The sequence below is a fragment of the Plesiomonas shigelloides genome (assembly GCF_900087055.1).
Classification (GTDB): domain Bacteria; phylum Pseudomonadota; class Gammaproteobacteria; order Enterobacterales; family CAMTGL01; genus Plesiomonas; species Plesiomonas shigelloides.
In genome coordinates, this window is record NZ_LT575468.1 from 1,028,226 (window position 1) to 1,041,742 (window position 13,517).

Genomic DNA, 13,517 nt, shown 5'->3' on the forward strand with positions numbered 1-13,517 from the left:
AATTTCGGGCCTTTTTTATGCCGTTTTTCTGCCCATTTTTTCGCCTGCTGGCCGCTAGCACTGGATGAGGGATCATTTTTTCTTTAGACTGCCTGCCGGTTTTCCCCTTCGCTTGTCAGGATATTCGCATGTTCAGCGCCTTTAGTTACCAGTGTCCTTTATGTCATCAGCCTTTGCAGCTGTGCCGTGGTGAGCCACGTCGCTGGCAGTGTGCCGCACGTCACCAGTTTGACTGCGCAAAAGAAGGCTATGTCAACTTGATGCCGGTACAGCACAAACATTCGAAAAATCCGGGCGATAACAAAGAGATGATGCAGGCGCGACGCGCGTTTTTGGAAGCCGGCCACTATCAACCGCTGCGCGATAAAGTCGCGGCGTTGTTGCAAGAATCTCTGACTGCGGTGTCAGCATCAGACGCGCATCGAGTACAAGTGTTGGATATCGGCTGTGGTGAAGGTTACTACACGGCGGCGTTGGCCCGTGTGTTGGCTGAGCACGCAATGATTTCCAATGGCGAAGCGCAGGTGGCCGGTCAGGTATTCGGGTTAGATATTTCCAAAGTGGCGGTACGCTATGCGGCCAAACGCTATCCGAATGTGGAGTTTTGTGTGGCGTCTAGCCACCGTTTGCCGTTTGCTGATGCGTCATTGGATGCGGTGGTGCGCATTTATGCCCCATGCAAGGCACAAGAGCTGGCGCGCTGTGTGCGACCGGGTGGGGTGGTGATCACGGTATCACCTGCGCCGCGGCATCTGTATCAGCTAAAAGAGCAGGTGTATGGGGATGTGGTGTTGCACTCATGTCCGGTTGAGACTTTAGACGGTTTTACGCTCGAACAGGATTTGCGTTTGGCCTATCCGATGCGTCTTAGTGCACAGGCGGCGGTGCAACTGCTGCAGATGACGCCGTTCGCTTGGCGCGCGTCGGCGCAGGTGTGGGAGCACTTAGCGGCGCAAAGTGAGTTTGCCTGTGAAACGGACTTTGCGATTCGCATTCATCGCCGCGATCCTGTCATTTGTGATTAATCTCACACCAATCCCATTCCTCTGTTACAATCGCCGTTCACGGTACGCTTCGGTCTGTACCTGATGTCGGTGTCGGCCGCTTGTTGCGGCCGCCCTCTGATTAATGAGTTCAGCCTGACCGACCCTTTTACTGACGGGCGCTGGGCTCAGGAGCATATGTTGTATGTCTGTTGAAAATCTAGAATCGTTTGATTCTCTTGGCCTGTGTGATGAACTGCTGCGCGCGGTAGCCGAGCAGGGTTACACACAACCGACGCCGATTCAGCGTCAGGCCATTCCGGTGGTGCTGCAGGGCCGCGATTTGATGGCCAGTGCCCAAACGGGAACAGGCAAAACCGCAGGTTTTACCCTGCCTCTTTTACAGCGCTTGAGCCAACAGGCTCAGCCTAATGGCCGTCGTCCAGTTAAGGCGTTGATCTTGACGCCTACCCGTGAGCTGGCCGCTCAAGTATGGGAAAACGTACGCGAATATAGCAAATACCTGCCTCTGCGCTCGCTGGTGGTATTCGGTGGTGTGAGCATTAACCCGCAGATGATCAAGCTGCGTGGTGGGGTTGATATTCTGGTTGCCACGCCTGGCCGTCTGTTGGATCTGGTTCAGCAAAACGCCGTTTCTCTGGCAAAAGTGGAAACACTGGTGCTGGATGAAGCTGACCGCATGCTGGATATGGGCTTTATCCACGATATCCGTAAAGTGTTGGCGCTGCTGCCGGCCAAGCGTCAGAACCTGCTGTTCTCCGCGACCTTCTCGGATGAGATCAAAGGTCTGGCAGACAAACTGCTGAAAAACCCACAACTGATTGAAGTGGCTCGCCGTAACACCGCTTCCGAGCAGGTTGAGCAGCGTGTGCACTTTGTCGATCGTAAGCGTAAGCGCGAACTGCTGTCGTTTTTGATTGGCCGCGATCAGTGGCGTCAGGTGCTGGTGTTTACCCGTACCAAGCACGGAGCTAACCATCTGGCCGAGCAGCTGGGTAAAGATGGCATCACCGCCGCAGCGATTCACGGTAACAAGAGTCAAGGTGCGCGTACCCGTGCGCTGGATGACTTTAAAAATGGCCGTGTGCGCGTGCTGGTGGCCACCGATATCGCGGCGCGTGGTCTGGACATTGACCAACTGCCGTACGTGGTGAACTACGAGCTGCCAAATGTGGCGGAAGACTATGTGCACCGTATTGGCCGTACTGGCCGTGCAGGGTGTGAAGGTCTGGCGTTGTCACTGGTGTGTGTGGATGAACACAAACTGCTGCGTGATATCGAACGTCTGCTGAAAAAAGAGATCCCACGTGAAGCGCTGGACGGTTTTGCGCCGGATCCATCCATCAAAGCCGAGCCGATTGCCAATGGCCGTCAGCGCAATGATCGCCGTAATGGCAATCAGGGCGGTAATGGTCGTCGTCAAGGCGGCAATGGCGGTAACGGTGGCAATCGCGGACAAGGTGCACGTGCCGCGGCTGACGGTGCGTCAGAGCGCAGTGGCGAAGGCCGTCCACGTCGTCAGGGTAACCCGAATGCCCGCCGTAACGACAGCGCCCGTACTGGCGAAGGTCGCAGCGAAGGACGCAGCGAGAACCGTGGTGGCGAAAACCGTACCCCACGCGCGCCACGTCAGCGTGCACCGCGTCGTATCGCGGAATAGTCGTCTCGCAGAATAAGTGTTGAATAAGTCGTCTTGTTCAGGCGCGTGCTCAACAATTAGCGCCGAACAGACAACAAAAAAGCCCGTCTTTGAAAAGAGGCGGGCTTTTTTATGCGCGTCAATGTGAGGTCGATAAGTCAATCAGCCATTAGCGTGGCGCTATCTCGAACGGTTGTCCCAGCATTTTTAGCATCGCCATCGCCTGTTTTTGGTGCTCACCGGCAGCGACAAAGCCGCATCGCTTCTGCTCGGCATCCAATTGCCACAAGGTCATCCCTTTGGGATCATTGAGCACGATTTGCTGTGTTCCCACCTCTTCGCTGGCGAGATGACCGGCAAGTGTACCGGCAATTTGTAGCGGTAATAGCGGCGTCTTGACCCGTACCGACTGGGTTGGAATGCGTACGGCGGTTGGCTGACCGAGTAAGGTTTTCGCCAGCGCCGCGGCACACAGCAAAATCGGCTGTAAGTAAGCGTAGACTTCTCCTGCAACCTGCGCGCAGTCGCCGAGTGCGAATATGTCTTCCTCCGAGGTCGCCAAATACGCATCAGTGACTATACCGCGGTCGGTCTGCAAACCAGCGCGTTGCGCGAGGGTGATCTCTGGGCGCAGCCCTGCGGTGCACAGAATTTCGGCTGCCTGATAACGGCTACCATCACTGAAGGTGATTGCCCACTCACCGCTGTCGCAACGTTGTAGTGCGGTCAGCGTGCAGCCGAGTTTGAAACGCACCCCGTGCTCTTGCATTTGCTGCTGCAAGGCTTGGCTTATTAGCGCCGGCAGTTGGCGCGCCAGCAAGCGCGGCGCAAGATCCGTCATAATCACCTGTTTACCGGCTAAGGCCGCATCCATACCCAGCTCGGTGCCAATTAAACCGCCGCCCACAATCAAGACTGACGGCATCTGTTGCAGACGTGCCGCATGCTGGCGGTAATCCTGCAAGCTGTTGAGGGTCATACAATGTTGAGCGGCATCATCCGGTAGCGGCGGAATAACACTGTGCGCGCCAACGGCCAATACCAGTTTACTGTAGCGCAAGGTGGCGCTCGCCGTGTGCAGCCGATGCTGTTTTGGCTCCAGCGCCGTAACCCGCGTCTGGGTCAGGATCTCGATATTCAGCTCGGCAGCCAGTGTGGCCGCATCCGCGCGTACCATGCTGTCCGCTTCAGTCTGACGCGTGAAAATATGGCTCAGATCCGGCTTATTGTAGTCACTGCCATCATCGGCAGTGATCAGCAGTATCGGTTGCTGGGCGTTTTGGCGGCGCATCGCTTTCACCAATTGCCACGCTGCGAAACCACTCCCGATGATGATGATAGGGGCATCAACCAAGGTAGTGTTGATTTGTGCCGGTGGCGTTGTCATGTGTAAAGTCGGCATGTAGGCGTCTCCTCAGTCTTGCAGCGGATCGAAGACGTCTTTACCCAACCCACAATCAGGGCAGAGGAAATCATCCGGTACCGCCTCCCATTCGGTGCCGGGGGCGATGCCTTGGTTTGGCTCACCAACGGCGGGATCGTACACCCACTGACACACAGTACAGATCATCTTGCTGCCACTGAGAACGCCGTTTGCGCTGCTCTGACAGGCAGGGCGCAGGGCACTGATCTGCGGTGAGGGCGCGTCTGCGGTGGCGGATACTGCTTCGCTCTCGACTTGGGCCTTAGTCGTGGTTGTCTGCACATTAATCGCAGCAGGTTCAGGAAGGGGGGTTAAGGCCCATTCTTCTGCCAGTTTACGGCCATAGTCGCGGCACAGTTGTAAGATGTTGCTGTCCGGTTTCCATTTGGCTTTCATGCTTTCGCAAGTCATGAAACCGGCATCGGTCAAACGCGCATGAATGCGATCGACCGCGCCGCCGTTCCAGCCATACGAGCCAAAGGCGGCTGCTTTTTTGCTGCGAAAACGCAGGCCTGTGATCTCTTCCAGCATGCCGGCAATTTTCGGCATCATCACATTATTCATGGTCGAGGAGCCGACCAAAATGCCCTTGGAGCAAAAGACTTGCGCCAGAATTTCGTTTTTGTCATGGCGTGAGACATTGAAGATCTTCACGGCGACTCGCGGATCGCGCTCGGAGATCCCTTGTGCGATCGCATCGGCCATCATGCGGGTATTGTTAGACATCGAGTCATAGAACAACGTGATCTTATCTTCTTGGTATTGATCCGCCCAGCGCAGGTATTGTTCGATGATCTGCACCGGATTGTCGCGCCATACGATCCCGTGCGAGGTGGCGATCATGGTGACCGGCAGATTAAAGCTCAGCACTTCTTGGATTTTGGCCGTGACCAGTTGGCTAAACGGGGTCAGAATATTGGCGTAGTAGCGCAGGCACTGCTCCATCAGCTCGGCTTGGTCGACTTCATCATTAAATAGTCGCTCATCACAGTAGTGTTGACCGAAAGCATCGTTACTGAACAGCACCGCATCACCGGTCAGGTAGGTCATCATGCTGTCAGGCCAGTGCAGCATCGGGGCTTCCACAAATACCAGCGCTTTCCCATTCCCAATATCCAGCGTATCGCCGGTTTTTACGGTGCGAAAATTCCATTCGGGATGGTGGTGATGGCCAGTAATCGAATCGATCGCCGCGCGTGTACAGTAGATCGGGGTATTGGGGATCTCGGCCATCAGCGCGGACAGCGCGCCAGCATGATCTTCTTCCGCGTGGTTGATAACGATGTAATCAATGCTGCGCAGATCGATCTCTTGCTTCAGATTGGCGACAAAAGCATGGCTGAATTTATGATCAACCGTGTCGATCAGGACCGTTTTTTCTTCACGAATGAGGTAGCTGTTGTAGCTCGTCCCTTTGGTGGTTTTGTATTCGGTGCCGTGAAAATCACGCACTTCCCAGTCACGCTGACCAACCCAATGAATATTGTTCTTTAACTGAATGTGCATTGTAGACGGCCTTACTATAAAGTGTATTTAAAATGCATCTTATGTGGCGTATGATATTAAAGGTGTATTTATAATGCAACTTATAATCTTGGCCGGACTTTTGATTTGGCAGAGGATTAGGCGGTTCTTGCGCGAGTAATCAATCTGTTAATCATTGATTTTAAAGAAATATAACGAGGGTGACGTGCTTTGTCACAGGATGAAGCAATTATGCATGAACATCTGCGTTATGCTACACGCAGCAAAGGAGATAAGACGATGGTAACGATTCCTGACTATTTTACCTGTCACAAGCAGACCCCATTTTTTAATCGCGATAGCGTACCGGCGGCATTGCTCAGTTGGCATAACACACGTGCTGGGGTGTATGCGCGATTATCGGTGATGCGTGGTGGGATCTGTTTTACCGGTTTTCGCGGTGAAACGCAGGAGATTGAGCGGGAAGTGATTGTGGCAGCAGGGCAGTTTTTGGTCGCGCCGCCGCAGTACTGGCACAAAATTGCCTTACTGACCGACGATACCTGTTTTAATCTGGATTTCTTTTCTGATCCACAACTGCATGACACTACCGAGTAAATCTTAGTGCTACTCTCAGTGTTAAGCCCATATTGGTAAGCGCATCACGTTGGCCTGTCTACGTATCTTGCGGGCAGGCCAACGCCATCATTCCGACGCTTAATCCAAAATGATATGCGGGATGTAGCGCGACAAGTCTTGCGTTACTAAGCTGGCATCTTCACGGATCGCGATCCCCGCTGGCTCATCATCAATCAACCAACTGCCAATTAAGGTGTAGTTATCACCAAATTTGGGCAGTGGATGATAAGCTTGCCAAATCATCCCTTCCTCACCATACGGCCCATCCACCTCGTACACGGTTTTTTGATCCTGCACGATGCTGATGTTGGCGCCTTCACGGGAGAACAGCGGTTTCACCACATAATCTTTCAGCGCACTGCGCGCCGGATCATCGGCAAAATAAGCCGGTAGCAGATTCGGGTGATTCGGGAAACGTTGCCACAGCAGCGGCAATAGCGCCTTGTTGGAGATGATCGATTTCCACATCGGCTCCAGCCATTGTACCTGCGCGCTGGCCAAATGTTCGGCATAGGCTTCGCGGAACATGAACTCCCACGGATAGAGCTTGAACATCCACTCGATAATTTGATCATCGGTATCAGTAAAGCGGCCATCGGCGCTTAAGCCAATCTCTTCGATGAAGACAAATTTGGTATTCAGGCCCGCTTCTTTGGCGCAATCTTCCAGATATTGCACCGTCCCGCGATCTTCCTCAGTATCCTGACAGCAGGCAAAGTGTAGTGTGTGTGGGCTGTGCTGGTTTAACTGATGCAAACGGCGGATCAGCGCTTCTTGCACCAGATTGAACTGATCGGTATCGCGGCGTAGCTGACCGTTGTCGACGTTATCTTCCAGCCATAGCCACTGCCAAAACGCCGTTTCAAACAAGGAAGTCGGCGTATCGGCGTTGTTTTCATACAGCTTGGCCGGTGATTTACCGTCATAAGCCAGATCTAAACGCGAATACAGACTCGGATCGCGCCGTTTCCACGAGTCGGCCACTTGTTGCCATAACGGCTCGGGGATCTGGCAGCGACGCAGCAGCACTTCATCGCGCACCACCTGATCGACAATTTCCAGACACATCTGGTGCAACTCTTGGGTCGGCTGCTCCAGATCTTGCTCGATCTGTTTGAGACTGAACTGGTAATAGGCGGTTTCATCCCAATACGGCTCGCCGTACATGGTATGAAAACCAAACCCGAACTCGGCGGCTAACGCGCGCCAGTTCGGGCGTTCTTTACAAGGAACGCGGAACATCAGCCACCCCAGCTGCGACTGCTACTGCCGCTGTAAGAGCTTTTACGGGAAGACGACGATGACCAGCCGCTGCCACCGGAGCTGCTGCTGGAGCGATCATCACGCTTATCCCAGCTGGATTTGGCTTCTACGGTGGAGCCAAAACCGCCGCGCGACAAGGTGCGCGTTGCGGCCGGTTTTTCCTTCAGCGCATTGTTATCCAGCGTGACATTACGGTTGCTGGTGCCGGCGTTGCCGTAGCTATAACCGGTGGAGGTGGTCCATTTACCGTAGTTGGGATTACGTTGATCTTTGGGGATAAACACCGGCACGTTGCTGTAACTTGGGCGGCCACTGTTCATCAATTTACCGAACATATAACCGGCCATCATCGGCATAAACCAGCCGGTGCCCGGTGATTGCACGCACTGTCCGGCACCAAACTCGGCCACACAGTCCGATTCACTGTTATAGCGCGGCGCAGTTTTCGCTGCTTCGGCCAGTGCGTTCTGGTAAGCGGTTTGACACTCGGCGGCCAAGGTCGGGTTCTGATTAATACATTCCGACAAGTTCTTGAACACTTCGGCGGATACCTGTGGTTGGGCTTCATCGCCACAACCGGCCAGCACCATGCTGCTGACCGCCACGGTCAACGGTGCCAGTTTAAAAGGACGCCAAGTTTTACGTAACTTTTCGCGCAGAATGTTCTGACTGCGTTTCATTCTGCTCTCCTTTAGTAGGTCATACAGGCGGCGTTCAGCAAACCGACGGACACGGACATACCGGCCATCACGATGCCTGCGCCAATTTCATTGTTGTTGATCCGCTCGACAAAGCTTGGCATCAAGCCAAAGCGGACAATCAGGAAGGCGATGATCTGGGCAAACAGCGCCACAATGCCCCAGACAATAAAATCAAATAGGCTGACGGAATTACTGGCGGCACTGGCAATGGCCAAGCTGTAACCGATAAAGGCACCGGCCAGCGTCACCGCCGCTGCAACATTCTTCTGTTCTTTAACCAACGCCCACTCATCGTAAGGGGTGACGCGCACATAAGCCCACTTAAACACCATCAACATGATGAGTGCGGTAAAAAAGTACAGAGCAAAAGATCCGAGTCCGGCCAGTAACGCCACAGTCATTCTCCTTGGCAGCAGCTGCCTATATGGTAAATCGCACGTCATTTTACGCGGTGAAATGCCGTGCGTGATGTAAACACGTCTTTTCCATCACGCAGGTTTAGGCTGCGTTAATGTACGTCGCGGTAGTGTTAGATTACTTTAAAGTCGGTCGGGGTCAGGTTAATCCCGGTGCTGATCACCAATGCGCGCTCCTGATCGTTGAAGATCAGTTTTTCTTCGGCAGAGATCATCACGAACTCATCCAGCGAATCATTCACATGCCGTTGATACAGCATAATGAATTGATCGGTTTCCGACGGGTACAGGGTACCGGCATTCCAGGTTTTCTCGGTCATGGCGACCGGCCGCTCGTTATGCCACACCTTCTCGAAGGTTTCCCCTTCCAGTGACCATTCGCTGCGCACAATGCCGTTTTGCAGCAAATCATCCCAACTGGCCTGAGTATCGACCGCTTGCGTCTGATAAAAATACCACAATTTGACATCAATGACGTGGCTGTCTTCGGTTCCACCTTGCTGTAAAACCTGAATAAAGCCTTCATCATCGGTGTAAAAACGCAGCAGGCGGCTGTTATCGTCCAGCTTCACTTCACCTACCGCTTGAATAATCTGGCTGCGCGCCGCACCTTCAAAAATCACATGCGGCTCAATTAAGCGCAGTGCCAGATCATCGAATTCCACCACGCCGCCTAAGCGCAGACCGAGCACTTCTGGTGTGCTGGGCGTAGTCGGTGCTGGCGCGGTTTTCTTTTTGAACCAGTCAAACATAGTCAGTCCTACCTTGATGCTGACAGCTATGGAGTGTTGTTATGCCACAGATGGTGAGCTTGTTGTGTTAGCGTCTATTTTTTGCGCTAACGGTTCATGCTAACTACCGCGCTATTCTAGTCTAGGTGCGGCATCACACGTTGCGCTGTGTTAAGACGTTATTAACGCTATTTAACCGTCAATAAGACAAAACCCCGGCGCACCTGATAGGGATGCCCGGAGTCATAGGAACGTCTCGGCGCAGCCGGTGGCTGCGATTACTGTTTGCGGGCCAGAATGCGGGCCAGTTCATCTTTGGCCGAATTATTGGCACTGCCGGTGATCCCTGCTTGCTTCAGTTTCGCTTGCAGAGCATCGCCACTTTCTTCGGCGTATTGCTCAGCTGCCGCTTCCAGCTTGGCTTGTTGTTCGGCTTGTTTTTGCTTGATGCGATCTAATGATTCTACGGCCGTGCGCATTTTGGAGTTCGCGCCCACGTTACGCGCAGAGACCGCCGCTTGTGCTTTTTGCACGGTTTCGGTGGCTTTGACCACATCCACTTGCTGCTCTAACTGGCGCAGTTTCTCTTTCGCCTGCGTGATGTTATTACGCAGGGTATCTGCCGAGTGGCTGAACTGATCCAGATAACGCTGCTCGCCTTCTTGCTCATCGCGCAGCTTGCTGACACGCTCGGCGCACTCTAACGCCAGCGCTTCTTCGCCTTTTTCCATTGCGCTGATGGCATGTTGCTCATACTCGCTGATGCTTTGTGCCAGCGCTTGCACTTTCTGCTCAGACAGTTTGCGCTTGGCGATGATGCTGGCCAGTGCTCTGTCAGATTGACGCAGCTCTTCTTTGGCTTCACGAATTTCTTGATCCAAAATGCGCAGCGCCTGACTGTCGGCAATGGTTTCAGCCGCTTCGTTCACGCCACCTTTTACGGCGGTAAATAACTTTTTCCAAATACTCATAATGGATAACTCACTGTAAATAATCGTCGTAAAGGTCAATAAATGCGGCGATATTACGGAATAATGTCGCGATTTCCGCATCAATAGCCTCGAATGAGGAGTGGGAGGAGAGCGCCCCGAATGCCGTGTAGTATTCGGTATCGTCAATCCGGTTAATCCCGATACTGGTTAGCGGAAACAGTTTATGTGTACGCAGGATGTAAGCATCCAGCGCGGCGCAATCTTTGACTTGCGCTGCACTGAACAGCAGGCTTTCCACCAGAATTTGTTCACCGGCAATGGCCAGATAGGCTTCCAGACCTTCATCGTTACGGATCACTAACGTATCGCCCTGCGGCTCGGTATGCCAACCGGCATGCGCTTGCAGGTGCTGAAGTAAATCAGAGAGTTGCCATTGCATCATTAAATCTCCCGTTATTGATGCGGCGAAGGCAGATATCAGGCTGCCTTCCGGTAACCATCACATGATCGTAGCGTCTATCCCACGCAGCTTTTGGTGTTGCCGTTTGACGGCGCAAAACGATCACAGTCTGGTAGGTATGACACCGATATGGGGGCCAGGTTTCAAATTATCAATGACTTGTAATGCACAATTTCGCATAAGTTGGTCGCAATGATAGGCAACAAGATGCAAGCCTTTGGCCTCTGTCACATTTATTGACATTTAGCACACTGCCAAGTGTGGGCTGGCGCCGGCGCAATCGCTGTCGTGCATGGTATCATTTATCACAGAAAATCGATGCCGATGGAGTCAGGTCGTGAAAATTGTTGTAGATGAAAACATGCCGTACGCCCGTGAGTTATTCAGTCAGGTTGGACAGGTATTTCCTGTTTCCGGCCGGCCTATGCCGCAGGCTGAATTAGCCGATGCGGATGCGCTGATGGTGCGTTCGGTGACCAAGGTCAATGCTGACTTGCTGCGTGATACCTCGGTTCAGTTTGTGGGCACGGCTACAGCCGGTACTGATCATGTCGATCTGGAGTGGCTGGCTCAGGCCGGAATTGGGTTTTCCTCGGCACCGGGCTGTAACGCCATTGGCGTGGTGGAGTACGTGATTTCGGCATTGCTGATTAAAGCTGAGCAAGATGGCTTTCAGCTGCGCGATAAAACGGTCGGGATTGTTGGGGTAGGGAATGTGGGCTCGCGCCTGAACCAGCGCCTGCGCGCGCTGGGTATCCGTACCTTACTGTGTGACCCGCCACGTGCCGAGCGAGAAGGGCTGGATGGATTTGTGACTTTGCCGGAATTGTTGGCACAGTCCGACATCATCACGCTGCACACCCCGCTGATTAAGCGCGGCGCACACCCAACCTTCCACATGATTGACGCTGATGTCTTGGCAGCGCTGCCAGATGATCGCATTTTAGTTAACGCCGGTCGTGGCGGGATCATCGACAATCAAGCATTGTTGAACGCACTGCAAAATGGGCGTCGTTGGCATCTGATTATGGATACTTGGGAAAACGAGCCGCAGATTATGCTGCCTTTGCTGCCCTATGTGGCGGTCGCTACCCCGCACATTGCCGGTTATAGCTTAGAAGGTAAAGCGCGCGGTACTGCGCAGGTGTTTGATGCGCTGTGCGAATCGTTAGGTCGCAGTCCACGCGCCGATATTCGTACCTTGTTACCGGTGCCGGATGTGGCGGAAATCCGTCTGCACGGCGCGCTGGATCAAGCCATGCTGACGCGCTTGGTACATCTGGTGTATGACGTGCGCCGCGACGATGCGCCACTGCGCCGTGGCGCGGCCATTGACGGCGAATTTGACCGTCTGCGTAAGTTTTACCCCGAGCGACGCGAGTGGGCATCCCTCACTGTCGTTTGCGATGATGCACAAACCGCAAATTTGCTGCAGAATATCGGGTTTTCCAGCCGGGTGGCCTGATTTGTCACTGACAGAGCAGTACCATGCCGGCATATCGCAATAGAGAATAAAACAGGGCGGAGAGAGTCAGTATGACTGAAGGTTGGAATATCGCAGTATTGGGTGCAACAGGTGCCGTTGGTGAGGCCCTGCTGACGCTGCTGAGTGAGCGCGAGTTTCCGGTGGGTCAGCTGTTTCCTCTGGCCAGCCAGCCGGATGAAGCGGACACCGTTTTGTTCAACGGTAAAAACGTCGCGGTACAGGCAGCCGAGGAGTTTGATTGGGCGCAAGTACAACTGGCATTTTTCGTCGCGTCGCAAGAAGCCAGTGCCCGTTATGCTGATCTGGCGGCAGAGTCTGGCTGTCTGGTAATTGATAGCAGCGGCCTGTTTGCGATGGATCCGTCTGTGCCATTGGTGGTACCGACCGTTAACCCGCACATGCTGAGCGAATACCGCAACCGCAATATTATTGCTGTGGCCGGTGCCGCGGTATGCCAAGCGCTGACCGCCGTGAAACCACTGCTGGAGCAAGCGGTGTTGCAGCGTCTGAATCTGACTAACTTGCAACCGGCTTCCGCACTCGGTAAGCGCGGTGTTACCGAACTGGCCGGTCAGGCGACTCGTCTGCTGAATGGCTATCCGGTCGAGCCGGTCTTATTCCCAGCGCAACTGGCGTTTAACCTGTTGCCATGTGCTGCGCGTATGGACAGCGAAGGCGTGGTCAGCGAAGAGCGCCGGGTTGTTGATGAAGTGCGTAAAGTTCTGCAGGATGAAACTCTGCCAGTAGCGGTGCAGTGCGTGCAAGCGCCGGTCTTCTACGGCAACGCGCAAGCGGTGATGCTGGAAACCGATCAAATGCTGAGCCAGCTCGAATGCATCGAGATGCTGCGTGACGTAGAAGGTATCGAGCTGCAAGAAGGCGACGCCTTCCCGACGCCAGTGGGCGATGCCACGCAAAATCCACATTTGACCATCGGCTGCGTGCGCAATGACTATGGTCTGCCGCAAGCGGTGCAGTTCTGGTCAGTGGCAGACAACGTTCAGTTTGGCGGCGCATTAATGGCCGTGCACAGCGCTGAGTTGCTGATCCGCGACTATCTCTGATTTGTCGCTGTAACGCTAAATGTAATCTGCGCTGCATAAATACCACGCGCGGCTGTATTGGCCGGGGTGATTTATGCTAATTATCATGCCGGAGCTGGTGATCTCCGGCATATTTTTTGCTTTAAACTGGGGTCAGTCTGTTACTGACGACGCCAAAGCGTCAAAAAAATACACGGCAATGGCCGCGATATGTGCAAAGCATGTCGAAAACCCAATTTCAGTGCCGGATGGCGTCAAGCTGCCGTCCGGTGATAAGAGCTCCTGAATCTGTTGTTATTGAAGATTGCAGTCAGAT

General features: G+C 53.8%; 14 protein-coding genes. 6 read left to right on the forward strand and 8 right to left on the reverse strand.

Features of this window, described 5'->3' with window-relative positions:
• Positions 1–128: 128 nt before the first annotated feature.
• Together rlmA and rhlE are read left to right on the forward strand one after the other, a co-directional pair.
• Positions 129–1,025 (forward strand): 23S rRNA (guanine(745)-N(1))-methyltransferase, encoded by an 897-nt coding sequence (gene rlmA / locus NCTC9997_RS04515; RefSeq protein ID WP_064977427.1) that lies wholly within the window; start codon positions 129–131, stop codon positions 1,023–1,025.
• 163 nt (positions 1,026–1,188) lie between these two features.
• Entirely contained in the window at positions 1,189–2,664 is a 1,476-nt protein-coding gene (gene rhlE, locus NCTC9997_RS04520) for an ATP-dependent RNA helicase RhlE (RefSeq protein WP_052242243.1), read from the forward strand.
• A gap of 148 nt (positions 2,665–2,812) precedes the next feature.
• On the opposite strand, the gene norW is transcribed toward rhlE, so the two are convergent.
• Together norW and norV are read right to left on the reverse strand one after the other, a co-directional pair.
• Positions 2,813–4,045 carry an NADH:flavorubredoxin reductase NorW gene (norW, locus tag NCTC9997_RS04525; protein WP_052242245.1) on the reverse strand — a complete coding sequence of 411 codons (1,233 nt, stop codon included), beginning with the start codon at positions 4,043–4,045 and terminating at the stop codon, positions 2,813–2,815.
• Between the two features lie 12 nt (positions 4,046–4,057).
• Positions 4,058–5,572: an anaerobic nitric oxide reductase flavorubredoxin gene (norV, locus tag NCTC9997_RS04530; protein WP_039046030.1), complete on the reverse strand. Its 1,515-nt coding sequence runs from the start codon at positions 5,570–5,572 to the stop codon at positions 4,058–4,060.
• A gap of 258 nt (positions 5,573–5,830) precedes the next feature.
• Between norV and NCTC9997_RS04535 the strand changes: the two genes are divergently transcribed.
• On the forward strand, positions 5,831–6,148 hold the full coding sequence (locus NCTC9997_RS04535) for a DUF1971 domain-containing protein (RefSeq protein WP_039046052.1): 318 nt from the start codon (positions 5,831–5,833) through the stop codon (positions 6,146–6,148).
• Positions 6,149–6,247: 99 nt separating this feature from the next.
• On the opposite strand, the gene NCTC9997_RS04540 is transcribed toward NCTC9997_RS04535, so the two are convergent.
• From NCTC9997_RS04540 to NCTC9997_RS04565, 6 genes are all read right to left on the reverse strand, one after another.
• A complete protein-coding gene (locus NCTC9997_RS04540) occupies positions 6,248–7,411 on the reverse strand; it encodes a glutathionylspermidine synthase family protein (protein WP_064977428.1) in 1,164 nt (387 codons plus the stop codon).
• Positions 7,411–8,112 carry a DUF1190 domain-containing protein gene (locus tag NCTC9997_RS04545; protein WP_064977429.1) on the reverse strand — a complete coding sequence of 234 codons (702 nt, stop codon included), beginning with the start codon at positions 8,110–8,112 and terminating at the stop codon, positions 7,411–7,413. The genes NCTC9997_RS04540 and NCTC9997_RS04545 overlap by 1 nt, the downstream gene beginning before the upstream one ends.
• Positions 8,113–8,123: 11 nt before the next feature.
• Positions 8,124–8,534 carry a DUF350 domain-containing protein gene (locus NCTC9997_RS04550; RefSeq protein WP_010862129.1) on the reverse strand — a complete coding sequence of 137 codons (411 nt, stop codon included), beginning with the start codon at positions 8,532–8,534 and terminating at the stop codon, positions 8,124–8,126.
• Positions 8,535–8,662: 128 nt separating this feature from the next.
• Complete coding sequence (locus NCTC9997_RS04555; protein ID WP_010862128.1) at positions 8,663–9,301, reverse strand: YjfK family protein; 639 nt, start codon at positions 9,299–9,301, stop codon at positions 8,663–8,665.
• A 257-nt stretch (positions 9,302–9,558) separates the two neighbouring features.
• On the reverse strand, positions 9,559–10,251 hold the full coding sequence (locus NCTC9997_RS04560; RefSeq protein ID WP_064977430.1) for a PspA/IM30 family protein: 693 nt from the start codon (positions 10,249–10,251) through the stop codon (positions 9,559–9,561).
• A 10-nt stretch (positions 10,252–10,261) separates the two neighbouring features.
• Entirely contained in the window at positions 10,262–10,654 is a 393-nt protein-coding gene (locus NCTC9997_RS04565; protein WP_197665242.1) for a DUF2170 family protein, read from the reverse strand.
• Between the two features lie 355 nt (positions 10,655–11,009).
• On the opposite strand from NCTC9997_RS04565, the gene pdxB reads away from it, so the two are divergent.
• From pdxB to NCTC9997_RS04580, 3 genes are all read left to right on the forward strand, one after another.
• On the forward strand, positions 11,010–12,137 hold the full coding sequence (gene pdxB / locus NCTC9997_RS04570) for a 4-phosphoerythronate dehydrogenase PdxB (protein ID WP_064977431.1): 1,128 nt from the start codon (positions 11,010–11,012) through the stop codon (positions 12,135–12,137).
• Positions 12,138–12,208: 71 nt separating this feature from the next.
• A complete protein-coding gene (locus NCTC9997_RS04575; RefSeq protein WP_010862124.1) occupies positions 12,209–13,222 on the forward strand; it encodes an aspartate-semialdehyde dehydrogenase in 1,014 nt (337 codons plus the stop codon).
• Positions 13,223–13,295: 73 nt separating this feature from the next.
• Positions 13,296–13,487, forward strand: coding sequence for a hypothetical protein (locus NCTC9997_RS04580; protein WP_064977432.1), 192 nt, complete (start codon positions 13,296–13,298; stop codon positions 13,485–13,487).
• The last annotated feature ends 30 nt before the right edge of the window (positions 13,488–13,517 follow it).